The following is a 21,322-nucleotide window of genomic DNA, read 5'->3' on the forward strand; positions in this document are numbered from 1 at the left end:
GAAAGGGGGGCCCGATGACTGACGCCCTCGAACTCGACGCGCTGTGGGAGGACTTCCACCGCGTGGTGAACATGACGTCGCAGGAACTGGCCGCCTGGCTGCGGGTCGCCGACGCCGACGAGACCACCGAGCCGCTGCCCGACCAGGCGGGCCCGCCGACCGGGCAGCACGTCCTCGCGATCCTGCAGAAGCGGCGCACCGACCTCACCGACGACGACGTCCAGGTGATGTACGAGGTGGTGGACACGGTGACGGAGCAGACGGACCCGGAGAACGAGCCCAGGGCCGAGGACTCCGACCTCAGGCACCGTCTGATGACGATCGGCCACGACCCGCTGAAGCCGTGACCGCCCCGTCGAGTGTGGTGCGGGAGCTCGTCGGAGAACACGGACGCACGTACGCCGAGGAAGCCGGCATCAAGCTCAAGGACACGCCCCAGCCGCTGTACCGGCTGCTCGTCCTCGCACTGCTGCTCAGCGCCCGCATCCGCGGGTCCATCGCCGTCGACTCGGCCCGTGAGCTGTACGACGCGGGGCTGCGCGACCCGCGCCGTATGGCCGGGGCCGACTGGCAGCGGCGCGTGGACGCGCTGGGCCGTGGCGGCTACCGGCGCTACGACGAGCGCACCGCCACCCAGCTCGGCGACGGCGCCGCGCTGGTGAGCGACCGGTGGGGCGGGGACCTGCGCCGGATGCGCAAGGAGGCGGACGGCGACGTCGGCGAACTGCGCACCCTGCTCCAGGAGGTGCCGGGCCTGGGCCCGGCCGGCGCCGACATCTTCCTGCGCGAGGTCCAGCGGGTCTGGCCGGAGATCGCGCCCTACCTGGACGGCAAGGCCCTCGACGGAGCACAGCGGCTGGGCCTGCCGAAGGACCCCGACCGGATCGTGGAGCTCGCGGGCGACACCGAACCGGCCGTGCTCGCGGCCGCGTTGGTGCGTGCGGCGCTCGACAAGGGCGTGGTGGAGGACATCAGACGGCGCGCCTCGTGACCCGTGTGCGGGCTCAGGCGGGCCTGCCGCCCCGCAGGAACTCCGCCAGCGCACTCAGATCCTTCCCGCCGAAGCCCTTCTCGATGGCCTCCCCGACCAACTGCCGGTTCGTGGCGGCCTGTCGCATGGGCGTCCCCACGCGTTCGGCGAGCGCCAGCGCCAAGTCCAGGTCCTTGGCGACCAGTTCGAGCGTGAAGGCGACCGTGGCCCGGTCGGGGTGCAGATACGCCTCCCTCTTGTACCGTACGAAGGGCGCCCCCGCGGCGCCCGAGGCGAACACCTCGTACGCGGACTCCCGGTCCACCCCGGCCCGCTCGGCGAGCACGAGAGCTTCCGCGAGGGCCTGGTTCAGGCCCATCAGAAGGGAGTTGACCGCGAGCTTCATCGCGGCGCCCGTGCCGAGGGGGCCGAGCGGGACGACGTGGGCGGCCAGGACGTCCAGCACGGGCCGGATCCGCTGCAGGGCGGCGGCGTCTCCGCCCGCCATGACCGTGAGCGCGCCCTGCTCCACCACGCTGATGCTGCCGGAGACGGGGGCGTCCAGCAGGACCCCGCCCGCCTTCTCGACGCCCGGGTTCAGCGCGATCACCGTCTCGGGTGCGACGGTGCTGGTCTCCACGACCACCGTGCCGCCGTCCAGCCCGGCGACGATGCCGTCCTGTCCGCCGTACACCCGCCGCACGGCCTCGTCGTCGGCGAGGGAGACGAGGACGACGTCCGCCGCCGCGGCGGCCTCCCCGGGCGTGCCGACGACGGTCGCCCCGGTCGCCTCGGCCTTCGCCCGCGTGCGGTTGTACGCCGTCACCGTGAAGCCCGCCTCGCGCAGCCGTACCGCCATGGCCGCGCCCATCCGGCCCGTGCCGATCACCGCCACGCGCTGCTTCCCGTCGCCTGCCCCGGTGGTGCTCACCCCAGCAGCCACCCCCCGTCCACGCTCAACTCCACCGCGTTGACGGACCTGTTGCGCAGCAGGAAGTCCACGGCGTCCACGACGTCCGCCATGGTGGCGAGGCGTCCGGTCGGGGTCCGCGCCCGCAGCCCGGCCAGCACCTCCTCCGGCTTGTCCCGCCAGTAGGGGCTGTCGCCGACGACGCCCGGGTGGACGGCGTTGACGCGCACCGGGGCGAGTTCGACCGCGAGGGTGTTCACCAGGCCCCGCACGCCCGCGTTGACGGTCGCGACCGTGGTGGCGCCCGGGTAGGGGCGTTCCTTGGCCTGGCCGCCGAACAGGACGATCGCGCTGTCGTCGTGCATATGGGGCCGCAGGCGGTGCACGACCTCGGTGTAGCCGACGAGTTTGAGGGTCACCAGGCGCAGGGCGGCGCTGATGTCGTACTCCGTGGCCCGGTTCTCGTCGCGGGAGATGCCCGCGAGGACGAGGTGGTCGACGCGCCCGACATCCGTGAGCGCCCCGGCGAGTTCGCGCGGCCGGGACAGGTCCAGGGCGAGGCCGCGGGCGCCGATCTCCTTGGCGACGGCGTCGGCGCGGCCGGCGTCGCGGCCGGTGAGGACGACCTCGTCGCCCCGTTCCGCGCGCACGCGTGCCAACTCCCGGCCGATGCCCGACGTGCCGCCGACGACCACCACGCTGCTCATGACTCCAGGGCCTCCCTCAGGTACTCCCAGTCCCGGGTGAACCGGTACGAGTGGCGCGACGGCGGCTGCGGCGCCTGGGTTTCCAGCCAACGCAGTGGTCCCTGACCGGCGTTGGCGAAGCCGTGCACGCAACCGGCGCCCGCCCAGGCGCAGTCGCCCGGCCCGAGCCGGTGGTGCTCGCCGTCGAAGACCGCGTCCGCCTCGCCTTCGAGGAAGTAGTACGTCTCCTCGAAGGGGTGGTCGTGCGTGCCCGCGACGCCGTCGGGCGCGTACTGGACCATGAACATCGTGGAGGCGACCGCGCCGAGGTCGCCGTCGACCATCATCTTGACCGTGATGCCGCTGTAGACGAGCAGCGCGGTGCGCATGCTCGCGGAGACGGCCAGCAGGTCCTGGGACTGCTTGCCCGGGTCCATCTGGGCGGGCTCGAAGTGGCCGAAGGAGCGGGTGCGCGGGTCGCGGACGTCGATGCGCACGGGGTGGCGCGCGGGCAGGTCGCGCACCGCCTGGGTGTCGTGCCCGTAGCGGGCCCGTGGCACGGGCGCGAGCATGTCCACCCAGCGTGCCACGGCGTCGCCTGCGCCGCGCCAGGCGTGCGGGACGCCGGTCGGGAGGATGCCGTAGTCGCCCTCTTCGAGGAGGTGGGAACCCTCCGGCACGTCGAGGACGACCGTGCCGTCGAGGATGTGGAAGCTCTCCTCGTAGGAGTGCACATGCGCCGGCACCCGGCCGTCCGGGCGCAGTTCGCACAGGCCGAAGCCGGTGTGCACGCTGCCGTCGCCCTCACCGACCAACTCCCGCCGCCGGTGACCGAGTTGGTCGTAGGACGGCTCGGGCACATCCGCGGCCCGTCGCACCAGATGCCGGGTCATGCCGTCTGCTTCGCCTCCTTCGCCGCCAGGAGGCGGTCGCGGGACTCGTCGACGAGCCGGCGGGCCCGCGCGACGTCGGCCAGCAGCTTCCCGTCGCGCTTGCAGATCTCACCGTCGACGATGACCGTCTCGACGTTGGACACGTCCGCGCACAGCGTGACCGCGGCGGCCGCGTCGTGCACCGGCGCCATGTTCAGTGCGGTGGCGTCGAGGGCGACGACGTCGGCGCGCTTGCCGGGGGTCAGGGAACCGGTGCGGTGCTCCAGTCCCGCGACATGCGCGCCGCTGGCCGTCGCCGCCTCCAGCATCCGACGTGCCGTCAGCATCGTTTCGGGGACGGGCACATCGGCCTGCCAGCACTCGGCGTTGACCCGGGCCCGCTCGGCGCCGAAGGCCGCGCGGATCTGGGTGAACATGTCGCCGGGCACGGTGGTGACGACGTCGATGCTCAGGCTGGGCCGCAGACCGTACTCGATCGCCTTCATCACGGGCGGCCAGCCGTGCCCCATCTGGGTCTCCACCTGGGGCGCGATCGAGACGGTGCCGCCGCTGTCGGCGACCATCCGCCACTCGTCCTCGCTGAGGTAGCAGCAGTGGATGTAGGTGGTGTCGGGGCCGAGGAGGCCCATCTCGTGCAGCTGCTTGACCATGCCGAAGCGGCCGGCGAGGCGTCCCATGGCCACGTGCACGGTGATGGGGATGTCCAGTTCGCGGGCGAGGGCCCACTCGGAGGTGACGACGTCGCCCAGGCAGAAGCCGGGGCCGCGGGTGGCCAGGGCCATGGTCAGCAGGCCGTCGTCGGAGGCGAAGTACTTGGCGCGGATGCGGCGGACGTCGTCCCCGGGAATCGCGATCTTGCTCTCGAACCAGTAGTCGGCGAGGGAGGTGTTGGCGCTGCCGTAGGCGTACTGGGCGCGGATGCCGCTGTCGCCGAGCGCCTGGATCGCGGCGTCCGGGTGGTCGGGGGTGTTGTTGATGTGGGACCAGTCGACGAGCGTCGTGATGCCGGCGTTGACGCACTCCAGGGCGCCGGCGAGGTTGGCCGCGTAGACGTCCTCGGGGGTGTAGAGCGGGGCGAAGGTGTCGAGGATGTCGACGAAGTAGTCGTCGAGGGTGGCGTCGGGGGCGACGCCGCGGATCGATGCCTCCCAGGTGTGGCGGTGGGTGTCGACGAAGCCGGGGATCACGATGCGCCCGGTCATGTCGAGGACCTCGGCGTCCGCACTGATCTCCGGCTGCACGGCCACGATGCGGCCGTCCTCGATGAGGACGTCACCCTTCGGCAGGTCCCCGACGGAGGCGTCCATGGAGATCACGTGCCCGGCGCGAAGGAGTTTCCGATCGGTCATCGCGCTTCCTCCTCAGAGGTGTTCAGTACGCGGCGAGGCTCCGGACGGCCGCCACGACCTTGTCTACGGTGGGGATGACCCGCTCCTCGAGCGCGTCGGCGAAAGGCAGCGGGACGCACTCCCCCGCCACCCGGCGCACGGGCGCATCCAGCAGGGAGAACCCCTCGTCGGCGACGACCGACACGAGGGTGGCGCCCCAGCCGCCCTGGTAAGGGTTCTCCTCGACGGTCACGAGCCGTGAGGTCTTCGCGAGGGAGGCGAGGACCGTGGCGGTGTCCAGGGGGACGAGGCTGCGCAGGTCCACGACCTCCGCGTCGACGCCCTCCTCGGCGATCCGCGCGGCTGCCTCGAGCGCCACCGGGACCATCGAGGCGAGCGCGACCATTGTCACGTCGGTGCCGTCGCGGACGACGGCCGCGCGGCCCAGCTCGACCACGTGATCCGGTGGCGGTGCGGCGCCCTTGCTCGCCAGCAGTCCCTTGTGCTCGAAGAAGACGACGGGGTCGTCGCTGCGGATGGCCGCCGCCATCATGCCGATGACGTCGGCGGGCGTGGCGGGGGCCGCGATCTTCAGCCCCGGTACGGTCAGCGCCCAGTTCTCCGTGGCCTGCGAGTGCTGGGCGCCGAATCCGAGGCCGCCGCCGTTGGCGGTGCGCACGACGAGGGGCACGGTGACCTGACCGCCCGTCATGTACCGCACCTTGGGGATCTCGTTGGCGAGGTAGTCCCAGCAACAGGCCAGGAAGTCCGAGAACATGATCTCGGCGACCGGCCGCATCCCGGTCATCGCGGCGCCCATCGCCGCGCCCACGATGGCCTGTTCGGAGATGGGCGTGTCCCACACCCGCTCGGGGCCGAACTCCTTGAACAGGCCGGCGGTCGTCTTGAACACCCCGCCCGCCTCGCCGATGTCCTCCCCCAGGCATACGACGGCCGCGTCGCGCCGCATCTCCCGCGCGATGCCCTCGGCGACCGCCTCCCGGTAGGTGATCACGTCACGGTCCGTGCTCACGTCCGCCATGCCGCACCTCCGTCCGCCCACACGTCGGTCAGCGCCTGGTCCGGGTCGGGCGGCGGCGCGTTCTTCGCCGCCTCGACGGCCTTCTGCACGAGGTCACGGGCGCGCTCGTCGGCCGCGGTGAGCGTCTCCTCGGGTACGCCCAGCTCGGCGAGCCGGCCGCGGGCGACGTCCAACGGGTCGTGCTTGAGCCAGCGTTCGACCTCCTCGGCCGGGCGGTAGGTGGCCGGGTCGGCGCGGCTGTGCCCGAAGTGGCGGTAGGTCTCGGCCTCCAGCAGGGCGGGCCCGTCTCCTGCCCGGGCCCGCCGGGCCAGCGTGGCCACCGCGTCCCGGACCGCGACGACGTCGTTGCCGTCGACGACCTCGCCCGGGATGCCGTAGGAGGGGGCCCGGTCGGCTGCGGGCCGGGCGACGGCGGTGACGTCGGCGATGGGCGTGTACTCCATGTACAGGTTGTTCTCGCAGACGAACAGCACGGGCAGCTTCCACACGGCGGCCAGGTTGAGCGCCTCGTGGAAGGCGCCGATGTTGGTCGCCCCGTCACCGAAGAAGGCGACCGCGATCTGCCCGGTGCCGCGCAGCCGGGCCGACCAGGCGGCGCCGGCCGCCATCGGGAGGTGGGCGCCGACGATGGCGTAGGAGCCGAGCATGTTCTCGGACGCCTTCGTCAGGTGCATGGAGCCGCCCTTGGCCTTGCACAACCCCGTGGCGCGGCTCATGAGTTCGGCGAGGCACTCCTCGGGGGTGGCGCCGCGGGCCATGGCGTGGTGGTGGCCGCGGTAGGTGGCGAAGACGTAGTCGTCGCGGCGCAGCGCGGCGCTCGCGCCGACGGCGATCGCCTCATGGCCCGCGGCGAGATGGGTGGTGCCCTTGACCAGGCCGGACAGGAACAGGTCGTGCGCGGCCTTCTCCGTACGGCGGATGACGGCCATCTGCTCATACAGGGCGAGGAGTTCGTCCCGGTCGGTCATCAAGCACCCCCGCTCCGGCCGGTGTTGAGATGGGACTGGGATTCGCGGCGGGTGTTGAGCTCGCCGCCGACGGTCCAGTACTTGCGGCCCGCGACCAGCAGTTCCTCGGCCGGGAACTTGGTGATGACCTCGCAGCCGTCGGCGGTGACGACCAGTTCCTCCTCGATACGGGCCGCGGACCAGCCGTCGGCGGCCGGCCAGTAGGTCTCCAGGGCGAACACCATGCCCTCTTCGAGGACTTCGGGGTGGTCCAGGGAGACCAGCCGGCTGAAGATGGGCTTCTCCCAGATCGACAGGCCGACGCCGTGGCCGTACTGCAGGGCGAAGGCGGCGGTCTCGTCGGCGAAGCCGAACTCCTCCGCGCGCGGCCAGACCTGGACGATGTCGGCGGTGGTGGCGCCGGGGCGGACGAGGGCGATGGCCTCGTCCATGTACTCACGGCAGCGGACGTAGGCGTCGCGCTGGGCGCGGGAGGCGCTGCCGACGGCGAAGGTGCGGTAGTAGCAGGTGCGGTAGCCGAGGTGGCTGTGCAGGATGTCGAAGAAGGCGGGGTCGCCGGGGCGGATCAGGCGGTCGCTGTAGACGTGCGGGTGGGGTGAACAGCGTTCGCCGGAGATGGCGTTGACGCCTTCGACGTACTCGCTGCCGAGGTCGTAGAGAACCTTGCTGACGAGGCCGACGCACTCGTTCTCGCGCACGCCCGGCCGGAGGTACCCGTACAACTCCTCGTACGCGGCGTCGACCATCGCGCACGCCTGGGTGAGCAGGGAGATCTCGTCGCGAGTCTTGGTGCGGCGGGCCTCCAGGAAGATCTGCTGGCCGTCGACGACGTCGATACCCTCGGCCCGCAGGGCGGTCAGGACGGGCATCTCGGCGACGTCGATGCCGAGGGGTTCGCCCGCGAGGCCGTGTTCGCGCAGCTCCGCGGCGATCTTGCGGGCCACCTCCTCGGCGATGCCGGCGTCCGGGTGGAAGGCGCCGCGCAGGGTGGAGATCCCGGCCCGGGCGCCCGTGGGCTCGCCGCCCTTGCCGTCGCTGTAGTCCAGCCAGGGATTGTAGAGCTGGTGGTGCCGGGCGGCGGAGCCGAAGTCCCAGACGACGGGCTCGCCGCCGCGCACCAGCAGGGCGAAGCGGATCAGCTTGTCGATCGCCCAGGTGCCGATGTGCGTGGCGGTCATGTAGCGGATGTTGGCGAAGTCGAAGCTCAGCACAGCGCCGAGTGACGAGCTGTTCAGCTTCTCGTTCAGCCGGGACAGGCGCTCCTTGCGCAGCCGGTCCAGGTCGATGCGCTCTTCCCAGTCGACGGCATTGGGGCCGTATGTACGGATCGCCATGGCGACCACCCCCACTTGGGAGTGAACGACCATGCGGCACGGGTGTCAAGTGTCACTGAACACGAACCAGACTCCGACGGCGGGTTCCGCGCCGTCGTTGCGGTAGCGGTGCGGGGTCGTCGACTCGAAGCACACCGCGTCACCGGGGCGCAGGGTGTACTCCTCGAAACCGAGGGTGAGGACCAGTTCGCCCGAGGTCAGGCAGCCGTACTCGGTGCCCGCGTGCCGCATCAGGCCACCGGAGCCGGAGGAGGCGCCGCCGGGGCGGTAGGTCACCTGGAGGAAGTCGACGTCCGTGCCGGGAACGTGTCCGAGCCGCTCCCACACCACCCCCGAGTCCAGCTCCAGCACCTCCCGCTCCCCCGGCGTGACCACCGGGCCGATACGGCGCCCCGGGTCGGCGGCGAAGGCCGCGAGCGCGCGCAGGACGGGCGCCTGCGCCGCCGCCGGGGACGCGGCGGCGAGAGGGGAGACGGCGACGGCCTCCCCGGCGTCGAAGAGCGACTCGACGGAGATCCCGAGCGCCGTCGTGATGGCGTAGAGCGTGCTCACCGACGGCTGGCTCTTGCCGGTCTCGATCTGGGAGACCAGGCTGGCGGAGACACCGACGTCGCGCGCGAGGGCGCGCAGGCTCACGCCTTTCGCCAGGCGCGCCTGGCGGATGCGCGCCCCGACGGGCGGCACGGCGGCGGGAGACACGGCGGCTCCTCTCCGGTGCGGGCATGTGCAGCACCATTGAACAGCCGGGGTGGACCGGGACGCCAGAGCCCCAGGTGAGGCCCGCCGTGCGTCAGGCTTCCAGGCCGAGCACCCGCGCGATGGTGCGCAGCACGCCGTTGTCGTTGTTGGAGGGGGCCAGGTGGCGGGCCCGGGCGACGACGTCCGGGTGGGCGTTGGCCATGGCGAAGGACCAGTCGGCGGCGTCCAGCATCTTCAGGTCGTTGAGGTAGTCGCCGAAGACCATGGTCTGCGCGGGCGTGATGCCCAGCTCGTCCTGGAGCCTGCGCAGGGCGGCGCCCTTGTTGGCGGTGCGGTTCATGACGTCGACCCAGTGCTCGCCGGATACGACGACCTGGTGGGTGGCGGCGAAGGGCGCCAGCGCGGGGGCGGTGGTGCGCTCGGCGGAGCCGAAGTCGAAGAGGGCGATCTTGATGACGTCGTCGTCGACCGCGGTGGCGTCCTCGACGACGCGGTGCTCGACGTAGTACCTGCGCACCTCGGCCAGGAACGCCTCGTCGCCGCGCTCGACGTAGGCGGAGCGCTTGCCGCAGACGACGGCTCCGACGTCCACGCCGCCCGCCGCCAGCCGCCGCACCGCCCGCACGACAGCGGCCGCGACGGCCGGCTCCAGCGGATCCGAGCTCAGCTCCGCGCCGTCGCGCACCACATAGGTGCCGTTCTCCGCGATGAACGCCATGCCCTCGGCCACGTCGGCGAACTCCCGTGCCAGCGTGGCGTATTGGCGTCCGCTCGCCGGGCTGAAGAGCACTCCGCGGCGGCGCAGCTCAGCCAGCGTGTCCCACAGTCCCGGCGGAATCCGCTTGGCGTCGTCCAGGAGCGTGCCGTCCATGTCGGTGACGATCAGCCGGATGCCGGCGGAGCCGGTGGACGGGTCGGTGGCGGTGGACGGGTCGGTGGCGGTGAGGACGGGCGCGGGGGCGGAGGACATGACCTGCTTCCGGATACGGGCGCGACGGGGCGCCGGACGACCTGCGGCGGTCCCGTCACCCTACGCGAACGGTGTGAGCGGTCAGTTTCCGGACCGGATCAGGCCCGTCAGGTAGCGCCACAGCGAGGAGCGCCGCCAGGCGGACGGCCCTGTCACCGCGGCCACACCGGGCGCGTCCGATTCCCGCGATACGTCCGCCGTGTCTGCTGCGTCCGATGTGTCTGCTGCGCGCGCCGCGTCCACCGCCGGCGGCGGCGTGACCGGCAGCTCCGGCCCTGTCAGCTCGTAGCGCACGGGCAGCGAGCGCAGCCCCCGCATGAAGGGCGAGGAGCGCCAGGGCAGCTGGTCGACGGGGAGGGCGAGCTCGATGTGCCCGAACCGTTCGAAAAGGCGGCTCACGCCGACCGCCGCGATGGCCGACGCCAGCTCGCGGGCCGGGCACTGGCGGGGCCCCGCGCCCCAGGACAGATGGGCCCGGCTGCTGATGCTGGAGTCCGGTGCCATCCGCGCGGCGAAGACGGGGTCGGCGTGCGCGGCGGCGGCGGAGACCCACACCGGGTCGCCGGCGCGGACGGTGTAGTTGCCCAGCCGGGTGTCCTCGGTGGCGAACCGGGGCACGAAGTTGACCAGCGGAGGCTTGCGCATGACCACGCGGTTCATGGTCTCGCGGACCATGCCGGCGGACAGGGCGGTGCGCACGCCGCCCTCGCTCTCCCCGGAGATCACCTCGACGACGGTGTTGGAGATCAGGATGCCGACGTGGTCGGAGACCATGCCGAGCAGCATGAACAGCTCCCGGGCCAGGGCGTCGACGGACAGCTCCGGATGGGCGGCGGCCAGGTGGGAGGGGAAGTCGTCGCCGGGTTTCTCGATCTTGGTGGCGGCCAGGTCGCAGAGCGTGACCAGCAGGCGTTCCAGTGCGGGCTCGGCGTCGGGCCCCGCGTCGAGGACGCGCCACATGTCCATCAGGGCGTCGTCGCCCCGCGAGGTGGGGAAGCCGAGCAGGTGGCTGGCGGCCATCAGCGGCAGCGGGCGGGAGAACTGCGCCGACAGGTCGGCCAGGCCGGTGCGGCCGCCCTGCCCGAGCAGGGTGATCAGTTCGTCGGCGTAGCCGGTGACGGCGGCCCTGAGTCGCTTGGCCTGCGGGTTGCGCGGGTCCTGGAACGGCCGCAGCGCCATGTCCCAGGCACCGCGCAGGGTGCGGTATCCCGGGCCGCCCTGGATCAGCACGTGGTTGACCTCGAGGGAGGGGCCGAGCGGCCAGTCGGCGGGGACCAGGCCCTCCGAGCGGGCCCGCCAGTTCTCCAGGCCCTTGGGCCAGGCCGCGTCGTTCTGGAGCACCTCGAAGGACTCGCGGTAGCCCAGCACGAGCCAGGCGGGCACGCCCAGCAGGTCGACCGGCGCGACGGGGCCGTGGTGCTTCCGCAGCCGTTCGTAGACGAGCTCGGGGCGGGTCTCGTAGTCCCGGGTCAGCAGGGGCTGCGGGGCGAGGTCCTCCAGGCGGGTGCCGTCCGGCTGCGGGGGCCCTTCGCCGTCGTCGACCAGGTGGAACTCCATGCCTGCGGCGCCCCCTTCGGCCCTGCGCGTAGCGGTCCGCGGGCGGCGGATGCGCGCGGACCCGGGAGGGACCGTACCTCAGACGTCACACGTGTCACACGGCAGGGTACTGGCGGGTAGCAGGCGGCGTTCCCGGCGTCGGGCGCGCCCGCCGTGCGATGCCGCCCGGTGTCACTCCGGCTCGCCGTCACTCCCGCCCGGCGTCACTCCCGCCCGCCGTCGCCGGCCATCATCCGCTCCAGCCGGTCGAAGCGCTCGTGCAGGGCGTGCACGGTCTCCTCACTCAACTCCCGTGCGTGGCTGGCGATATGGCGGCGACGCCGCTGTTCCCGCCCGACGAACCAGGTCGCGAGCGCGGCCGTCACCATTCCGTACGTGGTGATCCCGACGACCATCACGGCCGCCGCGACGACGCGGCCGCCGAAGGTCACGGGGAAGTAGTCGCCGTAGCCGACGGTCGTCGCCGTCTCGACGGCCCACCACAGCGCCTGCGGATAGGTCCTCAAGTTGGCGCGCGGGGCGCCGTGTTCGGCCACGACGACGGCCCACGCGCCGAGCAGCGTCACCACGGCCAGGACGGCCGTCGCCGCGCCCGCCGCCTTCACATGCAGCGAGCGGCCCTCCCGGCCGAGCAGCAACTCGACCGCCCTGGCGAGGAATCCGGGCAGCATGGCCACTCCTTGGGTCACTCCGGCATGCCGCCAGTGTCACCGCGGGCGGCCGTGCGGGCATGCCGGGGGCGGCGTTCGGGTTGCCGCGGGGCGGACTCCCCCGAACGGACCGGTGCGCTGGTGGGCGGCTGCCGCCGGTGGTGCGCTGAGGGGAGCCCCTGCTGTCGCGGTTCCTCTGGAGGCATCCGCCATGTCCCGACGTCCGTCCCCGCCCCGTGGTCCGAAGGGCATGGCAGGTGCCCCCTCCGTCCGCGTGCTCGCCTCCGCGCTGGCCACGGCCGCCCTGCTGGCCACCGCGGCCTGTTCCGGCAGCGGCGACGGCTCCGGTTCCCAGGCCGCCGACGTCGCCGCCTCCCCCCTCGCCGAGACGTCCAGGGCCGCCGCGCCGCACACGGCCGCCACCTCGGCCCCGCCGCGCCTGACCGCGGCCGGCGCGCAGGCCGCGCTGATCACCGAGACCGACATCGAGGACAGCTGGAACCAGGTCAAGGACGCCGCCAAATGGGGCGACACGCTCCTGATCGGCAAGGTCGACGTGGCCGGCTTCCTCACCGCCAAGGCCGACGCCGCCGACTGCCAGAAACTCCTGAACGCCCTCTACGACCACAACCTGCTGGGCAAGCCGTCCGGCGCGTCCGCGCTGCGGGGCTTCGAACAGGGCAACTCGCGCCTGCTCTACCAGGTCGCCTCCTACGACCCCGCCAAGCTGAGCTCCGCGCAGGCGTGGCTGAAGACGCTGCCGGTCAAGTGCGACCAGTTCACCGCGACCGACGCCAAGGGCGGCAAGCGCACGGTCCAGGTCACCCAGGGCACGGTGCCCGCCGTGGGCGACTCCCGGCAGGACCTGCGCGTGGTGGTGCAGGGCACCACGAACGGCGAGGCCGCCACGCTCACCCTGGACGTGGCCGTCGTCCGCGTCGGCGACGACGCGATCACCATCACCGCGGGCGGCCTCGACGGCGCCGAGCAGCAGTCCACCGGCCAGGCGGCGACCAAGGGCACGCAGCGGCTGAAGGACGTCCTGTCCGGGAAGACACCGGCAGCCGGTCCGGGCTCCCGCTGACCCGGCCGATTCGGCCACGTCAGCCGATTCCGCACACCGATCAGCCGTTTCCCCGGCGTTCACCGGACACCGTGATCACCGGGCGGCACAATGGCCACGACGGCCACCGGCGTGCGAGAAGGAGCCCAGTCGTGACGGAGAGCCACACCCCCTCGAGCGGGTCGCCGGTGCTCAACACCGGCGTGGCCCACAACGCCCGCGTGTGGAACTACTGGATCGGCGGCAAGGACAACTACGAGGTCGACCAGCAGGTCGGCGAGCACGTCGCCGGGATGTTCCCGATCATCCGCGACATCGCCCGCGCCGACCGCTGGTTCCTGGGCCGGGCGGTGCGCTTCCTCGCCGAGGAGCGCGGGGTGCGGCAGTTCCTGGACATCGGCACGGGCCTGCCCACCGGTGAGAACACGCACCAGATCGCCCAGCGCGTCACCCCCGGGGCGCGGATCGTCTACGTCGACAACGACCCCATCGTCCTCACCCACGCCCGCGCCCTGCTGAACGGCACCTCCGAGGGTGTCACCGACTACGTCGACGCGGACGTGCGCGATCCGGACGCGATCCTGCAACGGGCCGCCGGAACCCTCGACTTCGGCGAGCCGGTCGCGGTGATGATGCTGGGCATCCTCAACTTCGTGCCGGACACCGAGGAGGCACGCGGCATAGTGCGCCGGGTCATGGCCGAGATGCCCTCCGGCAGCTACCTGGCCCTCACCCACCCGACCTTCGACGCCGAACTCGGCGGGGAGGGCCAGATTCCGGCGATGAAGTTCTGGAACGAGAACGCCACCCCGCCGATCACCGCACGCAGCGGCACGGACATCGCCGCCTTCTTCGAGGGCCTGGACCTGCTCGAACCGGGTCTGGTGTCGTGCTCACGCTGGCGCGCCGATCCCGAAACGCCCGCCGTGGTACCGCAGTTCGGCGCGGTGGCCGTGAAACCCTGACGGGCGTGCCGCACATCGAGGACGCACCCGTGGAGGACGTATGACCACCCTTGCCGATCCCGTCCCCGGCGGGCGCCCCGGTGACGTCGAACGGGCCACCGCGCTCGGCGGCGAGCTGTCGGGCCGGGGCGTGCACGGCATCGTGCTGTCCTACGTCGACACGGCGGGCGTGGGCCGGATCAAGACGATCCCGACGGCCAAGCTCGCCTCCGCGGCGGCCTGGGGCGTCGGGATGTCGCCGGTGTTCGACACGTTCCTGGCGAACGACTCCATCGTCTCCACCGACGTTCTGGGCTCCCCGGACGGTGACCTGCGCCTCTACCCCGACCTCGACCAACTGACCGTCCTGGCCGGGCAGCCCGGCTGGGCCTGGGCACCCGTCGACCGCATCACCCAGGAGGGCGAGCGGCATCCCGGCTGCAACCGCACGGCGCTGCGCCGGATCGTCTCCGAGGCCGCCGAGCAGCACGGCCTGACCTTCCGGGCCGCCGTCGAGGTGGAGTGGTCGGTCGGCCAAGGACCGGCGGAGGGCGGGGAGTTCGTGCCCGCGACCACGGGGCCCGCGTACAGCGCCACGCGGCAGATCGAACTCGGCGACTACACCGCCGACCTGCTGGCCGCCTTCGCCGCACAGGGCGTTGACGTCGAGCAGCTCCATCCCGAGTACGCGGCCGGTCAGTTCGAGATCTCGGTGGGCGCCGTCGACCCGGTGGCGGCGGCCGACCGCAGCGTCCTGGTGCGGCAGACGATCCGGGCCGTGGCCCGGCGCCACGGGCTCGTGGTCTCCTTCTCCCCGGCCGTCTTCGCCCAGGGCGTCGGCAACGGCGGCCACGTCCACCTCTCCGCCTGGCGTCACGGCGTCAACCTGCACTCCGGCGGCGAGGGCCGCTACGGCATGACGGCCGACGCCGAGTCCTTCGCGGCCGGCGTGCTCGACCACCTCCCGGCCCTCACGGCCGTCACCGCGCCCAGCCCGGCGAGCTACCTGCGGCTCAAACCCTCCCAGTGGGCCGGGGTGTTCACCTGCTGGGGCCGCGAGACGCGCGAGGCCGCGGTGCGCGTCGTCACGGGGACGGCGGGCCTGCGCGACCAGGCCGCGAACCTGGAGGTCAAGCCGGTCGACCTGGCCGCCAACCCCTACCTCGCCCTCACCTGCCTGATCGCGGCCGGACTGGACGGCCTGACCTCCTCCGCTGCCCTGCCCGAGGAGATCACCGGCGATCCGGCCCGCCTGGAGGAGGCGGCGGCCCGCGGCGTGCGGCGCCTGCCGACCTCCCTCGCCGACGCCGTCACGGAGTTCCGCAAGGACGAGCGGCTGCGGACCGCCCTCGGACCGGTCCTCGCCGACGCCGTGATCGCCGTACGGCAGGGGGAGGCCGCCGCGGTCGACGGCCTGGACGACGAGCGGGTGGCGGCGGCGTACCGCTGGAAGTACTGACATGGGCGCGGTCCGGGAGGCTCTCGACGCGCTGCCGCTGGTGGACCACCACTGCCACGGACTCGTCACCGCCGGCCTGCCCCGGAACGCCTTCGAGGAGCTGATCACCGAGGGCCGTGCCTGGCCCGGGATCTCCTCCTTCGACAGTCCCGTCGGCGTGGCCCTGCGCCGCCACTGCGCGCCGCTGCTGGACCTTCCCCGGCACGCGCCGCCCGACGAATACCTCGCGCGGCGCGCCGAGTTGGGCGCGGAAGAGGTGCACCGCCGCTTCCTGACCGCCTCAGGGACGGGCGTGTTCTGCGTGGACACGGGATACGCGCCGGACCGGCTCACCACCCCGGCGGAGCTGGCCGGAACGGCCGGTGGGACGGCGTACGAGATCGTACGGCTGGAGAACGTCGCCGAGGCGGTGGCCGCGCGCGGGGTCGAGGCCGGCGACTACGGCGACGCCTTCCGGCAGGCCGCGCACGAGGCCGTGGGGCGGCCGGGCGTGGTCGGGGTGAAGTCCGTGGCCGCCTACCGCACCGGCTTCGACCTCGACCCGGCGCGCCCGTCCCGGGCCGAGGTGACGCAGGCGGCCCGGCGCTGGACGGCACGCGGCGGAAGGCTGGACGATCCCGTTCTCGTACGGCACCTGCTGTGGACGGCGGTCGACCTCGGACTGCCGCTCCAGCTGCACACCGGCTTCGGCGACAGCGACATCCGCATGCACCGGAGCGACCCCACGCACCTCACCGACTGGCTGCACCTGACCGGCGGCGCGATCCCGGTGCTGCTGCTGCACTGCTGGCCGTACCAGCGCCAAGCCGCCTATCTGGCCGCGGTGTTCGAGCACGTGTATCTGGACGTGGGCCTCACCCTGCACTACGTCGGCCCGGCGCGCGCCCGTGCCGTCCTGGCGGAGGCCCTGGAGATCACGCCGTTCCGCAAGCTGCTGTACAGCTCCGACGCCTATGGTGTGGCGGAGTTCTACTGTCTCGGCGCGCTCGCCTTCCGCACCGGTCTGGCCGCTCTGCTGCAGGACCGGGTGGACGCCGACGAGCTGAGCCTGCCCGACGCTCTGCGGATCGCGGAGTGGGCAGGCGCACACAACGCCTCTCGGGTCTACCGCCTCTGAGGCCCCTCCTGAAAGTATGATCAAGCAATGTCTGACATGACCGAAACCACGCCGGGCTGGCTGAGCGCCGACGACCTCGAATCGGCGCGTGCCCGTATGCCGATCCTGTACGTCGAGGCCGTGCCCGTCAGGGTGGACGACAGCGGCGAAGTCACCAGTGTCGGCGTGCTGCTGCGCATCGGGCCGGACGGCACGGTCAGCCGGACCCTGGTCTCCGGGCGGGTCCTGCACCACGAGCGGGTCCGTGACGCGCTGCTGCGCCACCTGGAGAAGGACCTCGGCCCGGTGGCGCTGCCCCGGGTCCCGGCGTCCCTGCAGCCCTTCACGGTCGCGGAGTACTTCCCGACGCAGGGCATCACGCCGTTCCACGACCCGCGCCAGCACGCGGTGTCCCTGGCCTACGTGGTCCCGGTCTCCGGCGACTGCCGGCCCCGGCAGGACGCCCTGGACCTGGTCTGGTTCAGCCCGCAGGAGGCCGCGTCGGAGGCGGTGCAGAGCGAGATGCCCGGCGGGCACGGGGTGCTGCTCAAGCAGGCTCTGGCCCACGTGGGCTGCTCGGTTTGAGCGTCGCGCTGAACGGCGTGACCGGGCGCTCCTGACGCTCGCCGTCCACGACGATGTCGACGGCCTCGTTGAAGAAGGCGAGGAGTCCGCGGATCGGGCCCACGGCGGGCAGCGGTTCCGGGTAGCTCCAGACCAGGTTGGGCGGCACGTCGGCGTCGCCGCGCCAGGACCAGTACTCGGCGGTGCCCTTGTAGGGGCAGCCGGTGTGGTGGTCGGTGGGCTTGAGCAGGTCGAGGCGGACGTCCTGGCGCGGGATGTAGTAGCGCGTGGGCAGGGCGGTCTCGAACAGCAGCACGGGGCGGCGGGTGTCCGCGACGAGCGTGCCGTCGATCTCGACCTGGACGTGCCGGCTGCTGGGCATGGCGTCGACGCGTTTGTGCGGGTCGCGGGGGTGGATGAAGATCTCTTCCTCCTCCTCGTACCAGTGGTCCAGGCCCCTGCCGGGCCGCCGGAACCACTCGAAGGCGATGTGGTCGGCCAGCTCGGCGGACGGGAAGGTCCAGGCGGCGTTCGCCACCCGCTCGTCGCCCACTTCCAGGTCGTAGAAGATCTGCGAGCCGGTGTGGGTGCCGGTGTGCGGGTTCTTGGCGGGGCGGAGGAGGTCTTCGCGCACGTCGGCGCGCGGGAAGGCGTACTGCGGCACGGGCAGCTCGGGTTCCCACACGAGGACGGGGCGGCGGCTGTCTACGACGGTGACATCGCCCTTGACGCCGCGCACCCAGCGCTCGCTGGGCTCCCAGTGGAGACCTTCGGGGGTGGTGCGGAGGGATCGCTCGGTCGGGAGTGGGCTCATGCCTCCAGTCACGCACAGCGGGCGGGGACCTGCCAGAGGTGGCGTGCGCCATGATGTGCCCATGGACCTTGAGCCGTACCGGGGCGAGCTGGTGGCGTACTGCTATCGGATGCTGGGCTCGTTCCACGAGGCCGAGGACCTGGTGCAGGAGACGATGCTGCGGGCGTGGAAGGCCCGGGAGCGCTACGACGCCTCGCGCGCGTCGGTGCGGACCTGGCTGTACCGGATCGCGACGAACGTGTGCCTGACGGCGCTGGAGGGGCGGGCGCGCCGGCCGCTGCCGTCCGGCCTCGGCGCGCCGAGCGAGGACCCGGGGGCACCGCTGACGCCGGCCTTCGACATCCCTTGGCTCCAGCCGTTCCCCGACTCCCGCTACGACGTCGACGTGCGGGCCGATCTGCGGCTGGCGCTGGTGGCCGCGTTGCAGGTGCTTCCGGCGCGGCAGCGGGCGGTGCTGGTGCTGCGGGAAGTGCTGGAGTTCAGTGCCGCGGAGGTGGCCGAGCAGCTGGGGACGACCGTCGCTGCCGTCAACAGTTCGTTGCAGCGGGCCCGGACGGCGATCGCCGGCGTGGGCGATCCCGGCGAGGTGTCCGAGCCGGACGACGCCGGGGCGCGGGAGGTCGTGCGGCGGTACGCGCTGGCCTTCGAGGCGGCCGACGTGCCCGCCCTGGTGCGGCTGCTGACCGACGCGGCCGTACTGGAGATGCCGCCGGTGCCGCTGTGGTACCGCGGACGCCGCGACTACGGCCTGTTCATGGACCGGGTGTTCGCGATGCGCGGCACGGACTGGCGCACCCGGCCGCTCACCGCGGGCGGACAGCCGGCGCTGGCCGCGTACGCGCCCGCGCCGGACGGCGGGCACCGGCTGCACACGCTGCAGGTCTTCACCGTCGTCGGCGGGCAGATCGCGAGCAACGTGGTGTTCGCCGATCCGCAGGTGTTCGCGGCCTTCGGCCTGCCCGGGGAAGTTTCTTCGGACGAATCCGAGAGCGGGCGATGAGTCCGGTCGGTGACGCCGGTACGTACCGGTGAGCACCGACCGAGACTTCCGAGAGGACATCGCCATGAGCGTCATCGTCATCGCCTTCACCACCCTGGACGGAATCGTCTCCGACCCGGACGGCCGCGGCGGCACACCCGGCGGCGGCTGGATGTTCCGGCACGGCCCCGAGGCGGTCGCCGGGGACAAGTTCCGGCTCGGGGCGGCCCTGGACGAGGGGGTCATGCTGCTGGGCCGTACCACCTGGGAGCAGTTCTCCCAGCTGTGGCCGGGCCGCGACGACCCCTTCGCCGCGCGCATGAACGCCGCGTCGAAACTCGTCGCCACCCGCACCCTCACCGACGTCTCCGCCTGGGCGAACTCCCGGCTCCTGGACGGCGACCTGGTGGACGCGGTCAAGCGGGAGCGGCGCGACGTGGTCGTCGCGGGCAGCCTGAGCGTCGTGCACACCCTGATGGCGGAGGACCTGGTCGACGAGTACCGCCTGATCACCTTCCCCACCGTCCTGGGCACCGGCGACCGCCTCTTCCCCGCCGGCGGCTCACCCGTGCACCTGGAGTGCTTGTCGGCCGAGCAGATCGGCCAGGCCGTCCTCACGTGCTACCGCAGGTCGGCTCAGCGGTAAGGGAGTGGATGCGGGTCAGTGGGCCGCGTCCAGACGCGCCCGCTGGTCCGCCGTCAGTTCCAGGTCCGCCGCCGCCAGGTTCTCCTCCAGCTGGGCCACCGACGAGGCGCCGACCAGCGGGATGACGGGGAGTTCGCCGCCCAACTGCCAGGCCAGGACGACCTGGTTGGGTGTCGCTCCCGTTTCGCGGGCCACGTCGTGCAGGGCCGCGAGGCGCGGCGCCGTGCCCGGGTGGTCGAAGTCGGAGGGGAGCCGGTCCGGGTGGGTGTAGGCGCCCTTGAGGAGGGGCGAGTAGGCGACCAGGGTGAGGGCGGGCTCGGCGCGCAGGTAGGTGAGGAGGTCGGGGCCGACGTGGCCGAGGCTGCCGTCGGGGAACATGTCGTCGGGCACGTCGGTGCGCGGGCGCAGGTAGCTGTGCGCGTACTGGAGGACCTCGTATCCGGGCAGGCCGCTCCCGGCGGCGAGGGCGCGGGCCCGCTCCACCCGCCAGGCGGACTGGTTGCTCACGCCGAGCAGTCCCACCGTGCCCTCGCCGACGAGTTCGGCGAAGCCCTCGACCGTCTCGCGCTGCGGGACCGTGGGGTCGTCGATGTGGGCGTAGAGGAGGTCCAGCTTGTCCACGCCGAGGCGTTGCCGACTGCGTTCGGCGGACTCGCGGATCACCTTCGCGGACAGGCCTTCGGGATTGTCGACGTAGCTCGTGCCGGGGGCGAGCGGGCGCGCGCCGAGCTTGGTCGCGATGACGATCTCGTCGCCGATGCCGCGGCTGCGCCGCCACCGGCCGAGGAGTTCCTCGCTCTGCCCGCCCTCGCCGCCGTCCTCCCAGAACGCGTAGTTGTCGGAGGTGTCGACGAAGGTGCCGCCGGCCTCGACATAGCGGTCGAGGACGGCGAAGGACGTCTCCTCGTCCGTGCGTGAGCCCATGAGCATCGCGCCGAGGGCGATCACGCTCACCTCACGCCGGTTGGCCGGGTCGCTTCCGATCGTGCGGTACTTCATGGTGTCCTCCCGTTCGTGCCCGGGAGTTCCGGGCACGAACGGGAGTCTTCAGCTTGGAGCGCTCTTCAAGTCAAGAGGTCCGGCGAACGGGCCCTCCAGCGCCGCCCACTGCAGCAGCATGATGGTCTTGGCGTCGTTGATCTCGCCGGTGCGGATCATCTCCAGGGCGCGGCGGAAGGGCAGTTCGACGATCTCGATGTCCTCGCCCTCCTCGTCGAGGCCGCCGCCCTCGTGGGTGCGGGTCGAGGGCCCGTAGGCGGCGGCGTAGAAGCTGACGCGTTCGGTGACCGAGCCGGGGCTCATGTAGACGTCGAAGACGTGCTGCACGTCGCCGATGGTGTGCCCGGTCTCCTCCACCACCTCGCGCCGCACGGCGAGTTCGGGATGCTCGTCCTCGTCGTCGAGGAGCCCGCCGGGGGTCTCGATCAGCATGCCGTCGGGATGTCCGTTGACGTACACGGGGAAGCGGAACTGCCGTGTGAGCAGCACCGTTTCGCGTACGGCGTCGTACAGCAGCATGGTGGCGCCGTTGCCGCGGTCGTGCGTCTCGCGCTGCTGGCTGCTCCAGGTGCCGTCGGCGCTCAGGAAGTCGAAGGTGGTGGCGCGCTCGACGTACCAGTGACTGGAGAGCAGTTTCACCTCGCGCACCCTCACGCGCGGGTTTCCGGTCAGGTCCAGGCCGGTGCGGTCCAGGCCGGTGCGGCCGCGGCGGTCCGGGGTGTCGATGCCGGCGGTCATCGGGCGCCGCCGT

Annotated in this window: 23 protein-coding genes; 9 read left to right on the forward strand and 14 right to left on the reverse strand. The window is 72.4% G+C overall.

Annotated features, from left to right (window positions below; genetic code table 11):
- Window positions 1–14: 14 nt before the first annotated feature.
- On the forward strand, window positions 15–347 hold the full coding sequence (locus ACIBN2_RS19835) for a DUF3140 domain-containing protein (protein ID WP_399135772.1): 333 nt from the start codon (window positions 15–17) through the stop codon (window positions 345–347).
- Window positions 344–991 (forward strand): endonuclease, encoded by a 648-nt coding sequence (locus ACIBN2_RS19840; RefSeq protein WP_399135773.1) that lies wholly within the window; start codon window positions 344–346, stop codon window positions 989–991. Before ACIBN2_RS19835 ends, ACIBN2_RS19840 begins: the two co-directional genes overlap by 4 nt.
- Window positions 992–1,004: 13 nt before the next feature.
- On the opposite strand, the gene ACIBN2_RS19845 is transcribed toward ACIBN2_RS19840, so the two are convergent.
- The 11 genes from ACIBN2_RS19845 to ACIBN2_RS19895 all read right to left on the reverse strand — a co-directional run bounded on the left by ACIBN2_RS19845 (window position 1,005) and on the right by ACIBN2_RS19895 (window position 12,028).
- Window positions 1,005–1,901, reverse strand: coding sequence for an NAD(P)-dependent oxidoreductase (locus tag ACIBN2_RS19845; RefSeq protein WP_399135774.1), 897 nt, complete (start codon window positions 1,899–1,901; stop codon window positions 1,005–1,007).
- Window positions 1,898–2,587, reverse strand: coding sequence for an SDR family NAD(P)-dependent oxidoreductase (locus ACIBN2_RS19850; RefSeq protein ID WP_399135775.1), 690 nt, complete (start codon window positions 2,585–2,587; stop codon window positions 1,898–1,900). Before ACIBN2_RS19850 ends, ACIBN2_RS19845 begins: the two co-directional genes overlap by 4 nt.
- The gene (locus ACIBN2_RS19855; protein WP_399135776.1) at window positions 2,584–3,459 is read right to left on the reverse strand and encodes a cupin domain-containing protein; all 876 of its coding nucleotides are present in this window, start codon (window positions 3,457–3,459) and stop codon (window positions 2,584–2,586) included. Before ACIBN2_RS19855 ends, ACIBN2_RS19850 begins: the two co-directional genes overlap by 4 nt.
- Entirely contained in the window at window positions 3,456–4,808 is a 1,353-nt protein-coding gene (locus ACIBN2_RS19860) for an amidohydrolase family protein (RefSeq protein ID WP_399135777.1), read from the reverse strand. Before ACIBN2_RS19860 ends, ACIBN2_RS19855 begins: the two co-directional genes overlap by 4 nt.
- 22 nt (window positions 4,809–4,830) lie before the next feature.
- Window positions 4,831–5,829, reverse strand: a complete 999-nt coding sequence (locus ACIBN2_RS19865; RefSeq protein WP_399135778.1) for an alpha-ketoacid dehydrogenase subunit beta — start codon at window positions 5,827–5,829, stop codon at window positions 4,831–4,833.
- Window positions 5,817–6,797, reverse strand: coding sequence for a thiamine pyrophosphate-dependent dehydrogenase E1 component subunit alpha (locus ACIBN2_RS19870; protein WP_399135779.1), 981 nt, complete (start codon window positions 6,795–6,797; stop codon window positions 5,817–5,819). Before ACIBN2_RS19870 ends, ACIBN2_RS19865 begins: the two co-directional genes overlap by 13 nt.
- Entirely contained in the window at window positions 6,797–8,131 is a 1,335-nt protein-coding gene (locus tag ACIBN2_RS19875) for a M24 family metallopeptidase (protein ID WP_399135780.1), read from the reverse strand. The genes ACIBN2_RS19870 and ACIBN2_RS19875 overlap by 1 nt, the downstream gene beginning before the upstream one ends.
- 45 nt (window positions 8,132–8,176) lie before the next feature.
- Window positions 8,177–8,830, reverse strand: a complete 654-nt coding sequence (locus ACIBN2_RS19880; protein ID WP_399135781.1) for a helix-turn-helix domain-containing protein — start codon at window positions 8,828–8,830, stop codon at window positions 8,177–8,179.
- Window positions 8,831–8,921: 91 nt separating this feature from the next.
- A complete protein-coding gene (locus ACIBN2_RS19885; RefSeq protein WP_399135782.1) occupies window positions 8,922–9,800 on the reverse strand; it encodes a Cof-type HAD-IIB family hydrolase in 879 nt (292 codons plus the stop codon).
- A gap of 81 nt (window positions 9,801–9,881) precedes the next feature.
- On the reverse strand, window positions 9,882–11,357 hold the full coding sequence (locus tag ACIBN2_RS19890; RefSeq protein ID WP_399135783.1) for a cytochrome P450: 1,476 nt from the start codon (window positions 11,355–11,357) through the stop codon (window positions 9,882–9,884).
- 203 nt (window positions 11,358–11,560) lie between these two features.
- Window positions 11,561–12,028 (reverse strand): potassium channel family protein, encoded by a 468-nt coding sequence (locus ACIBN2_RS19895; protein WP_399135784.1) that lies wholly within the window; start codon window positions 12,026–12,028, stop codon window positions 11,561–11,563.
- 190 nt (window positions 12,029–12,218) lie between these two features.
- On the opposite strand from ACIBN2_RS19895, the gene ACIBN2_RS19900 reads away from it, so the two are divergent.
- The 5 genes from ACIBN2_RS19900 to ACIBN2_RS19920 all read left to right on the forward strand — a co-directional run bounded on the left by ACIBN2_RS19900 (window position 12,219) and on the right by ACIBN2_RS19920 (window position 17,154).
- Window positions 12,219–13,091, forward strand: a complete 873-nt coding sequence (locus tag ACIBN2_RS19900) for a hypothetical protein (RefSeq protein WP_399135785.1) — start codon at window positions 12,219–12,221, stop codon at window positions 13,089–13,091.
- 131 nt (window positions 13,092–13,222) lie between these two features.
- Entirely contained in the window at window positions 13,223–14,035 is an 813-nt protein-coding gene (locus ACIBN2_RS19905) for an SAM-dependent methyltransferase (RefSeq protein ID WP_399135786.1), read from the forward strand.
- Window positions 14,036–14,075: 40 nt separating this feature from the next.
- Entirely contained in the window at window positions 14,076–15,473 is a 1,398-nt protein-coding gene (locus ACIBN2_RS19910; RefSeq protein ID WP_399135787.1) for a glutamine synthetase family protein, read from the forward strand.
- A gap of 1 nt (window position 15,474) precedes the next feature.
- A complete protein-coding gene (locus tag ACIBN2_RS19915; protein ID WP_399135788.1) occupies window positions 15,475–16,590 on the forward strand; it encodes an amidohydrolase family protein in 1,116 nt (371 codons plus the stop codon).
- Between the two features lie 27 nt (window positions 16,591–16,617).
- Window positions 16,618–17,154 (forward strand): NUDIX hydrolase family protein, encoded by a 537-nt coding sequence (locus tag ACIBN2_RS19920; protein WP_399135789.1) that lies wholly within the window; start codon window positions 16,618–16,620, stop codon window positions 17,152–17,154.
- Here the strand turns inward: ACIBN2_RS19920 and ACIBN2_RS19925 are convergent.
- Window positions 17,117–17,947 carry a DUF427 domain-containing protein gene (locus ACIBN2_RS19925; RefSeq protein WP_399135790.1) on the reverse strand — a complete coding sequence of 277 codons (831 nt, stop codon included), beginning with the start codon at window positions 17,945–17,947 and terminating at the stop codon, window positions 17,117–17,119. The genes ACIBN2_RS19920 and ACIBN2_RS19925 overlap by 38 nt on opposite strands.
- Here ACIBN2_RS19925 and ACIBN2_RS19930 point away from each other — a divergent pair.
- Together ACIBN2_RS19930 and ACIBN2_RS19935 are read left to right on the forward strand one after the other, a co-directional pair.
- Window positions 17,946–18,947 (forward strand): sigma-70 family RNA polymerase sigma factor, encoded by a 1,002-nt coding sequence (locus tag ACIBN2_RS19930; RefSeq protein ID WP_399135791.1) that lies wholly within the window; start codon window positions 17,946–17,948, stop codon window positions 18,945–18,947. The genes ACIBN2_RS19925 and ACIBN2_RS19930 overlap by 2 nt on opposite strands.
- Before the next feature lie 64 nt (window positions 18,948–19,011).
- Window positions 19,012–19,572, forward strand: coding sequence for a dihydrofolate reductase family protein (locus tag ACIBN2_RS19935; protein ID WP_399135792.1), 561 nt, complete (start codon window positions 19,012–19,014; stop codon window positions 19,570–19,572).
- Between the two features lie 15 nt (window positions 19,573–19,587).
- Here the strand turns inward: ACIBN2_RS19935 and ACIBN2_RS19940 are convergent, their stop codons facing one another.
- Both ACIBN2_RS19940 and ACIBN2_RS19945 read right to left on the reverse strand, forming a co-directional pair.
- Entirely contained in the window at window positions 19,588–20,571 is a 984-nt protein-coding gene (locus ACIBN2_RS19940) for an aldo/keto reductase (RefSeq protein WP_399135793.1), read from the reverse strand.
- Between the two features lie 48 nt (window positions 20,572–20,619).
- Window positions 20,620–21,309: an NUDIX domain-containing protein gene (locus ACIBN2_RS19945; protein WP_399135794.1), complete on the reverse strand. Its 690-nt coding sequence runs from the start codon at window positions 21,307–21,309 to the stop codon at window positions 20,620–20,622.
- Window positions 21,310–21,322 lie beyond the last annotated feature (13 nt).

It is taken from the genome of Streptomyces sp. NPDC050534 (genome assembly GCF_044457745.1).
Taxonomy (GTDB): domain Bacteria; phylum Actinomycetota; class Actinomycetes; order Streptomycetales; family Streptomycetaceae; genus Streptomyces.

Bases quoted from the DNA above. Each gene is read 5' to 3' on its own strand.
- ACIBN2_RS19890 (WP_399135783.1), bottom strand. From the start codon at position 11,357: ATGGAGTTCCACCTGGTCGACGACGGCGAAGGGCCCCCGCAGCCGGAC.
- ACIBN2_RS19925 (WP_399135790.1), bottom strand. From the start codon at position 17,947: ATGAGCCCACTCCCGACCGAGCGATCCCTCCGCACCACCCCCGAAGGT.
- ACIBN2_RS19860 (WP_399135777.1), bottom strand. From the start codon at position 4,808: ATGACCGATCGGAAACTCCTTCGCGCCGGGCACGTGATCTCCATGGAC.
- ACIBN2_RS19850 (WP_399135775.1), bottom strand. From the start codon at position 2,587: ATGAGCAGCGTGGTGGTCGTCGGCGGCACGTCGGGCATCGGCCGGGAG.
- ACIBN2_RS19900 (WP_399135785.1), top strand. From the start codon at position 12,219: ATGTCCCGACGTCCGTCCCCGCCCCGTGGTCCGAAGGGCATGGCAGGT.
- ACIBN2_RS19915 (WP_399135788.1), top strand. From the start codon at position 15,475: ATGGGCGCGGTCCGGGAGGCTCTCGACGCGCTGCCGCTGGTGGACCAC.
- ACIBN2_RS19910 (WP_399135787.1), top strand. From the start codon at position 14,076: ATGACCACCCTTGCCGATCCCGTCCCCGGCGGGCGCCCCGGTGACGTC.
- ACIBN2_RS19835 (WP_399135772.1), top strand. From the start codon at position 15: ATGACTGACGCCCTCGAACTCGACGCGCTGTGGGAGGACTTCCACCGC.
- ACIBN2_RS19895 (WP_399135784.1), bottom strand. From the start codon at position 12,028: ATGCTGCCCGGATTCCTCGCCAGGGCGGTCGAGTTGCTGCTCGGCCGG.
- ACIBN2_RS19935 (WP_399135792.1), top strand. From the start codon at position 19,012: ATGAGCGTCATCGTCATCGCCTTCACCACCCTGGACGGAATCGTCTCC.
- ACIBN2_RS19875 (WP_399135780.1), bottom strand. From the start codon at position 8,131: ATGGCGATCCGTACATACGGCCCCAATGCCGTCGACTGGGAAGAGCGC.
- ACIBN2_RS19930 (WP_399135791.1), top strand. From the start codon at position 17,946: ATGCCTCCAGTCACGCACAGCGGGCGGGGACCTGCCAGAGGTGGCGTG.
- ACIBN2_RS19855 (WP_399135776.1), bottom strand. From the start codon at position 3,459: ATGACCCGGCATCTGGTGCGACGGGCCGCGGATGTGCCCGAGCCGTCC.
- ACIBN2_RS19870 (WP_399135779.1), bottom strand. From the start codon at position 6,797: ATGACCGACCGGGACGAACTCCTCGCCCTGTATGAGCAGATGGCCGTC.
- ACIBN2_RS19885 (WP_399135782.1), bottom strand. From the start codon at position 9,800: ATGTCCTCCGCCCCCGCGCCCGTCCTCACCGCCACCGACCCGTCCACC.
- ACIBN2_RS19940 (WP_399135793.1), bottom strand. From the start codon at position 20,571: ATGAAGTACCGCACGATCGGAAGCGACCCGGCCAACCGGCGTGAGGTG.
- ACIBN2_RS19920 (WP_399135789.1), top strand. From the start codon at position 16,618: ATGTCTGACATGACCGAAACCACGCCGGGCTGGCTGAGCGCCGACGAC.
- ACIBN2_RS19865 (WP_399135778.1), bottom strand. From the start codon at position 5,829: ATGGCGGACGTGAGCACGGACCGTGACGTGATCACCTACCGGGAGGCG.
- ACIBN2_RS19945 (WP_399135794.1), bottom strand. From the start codon at position 21,309: ATGACCGCCGGCATCGACACCCCGGACCGCCGCGGCCGCACCGGCCTG.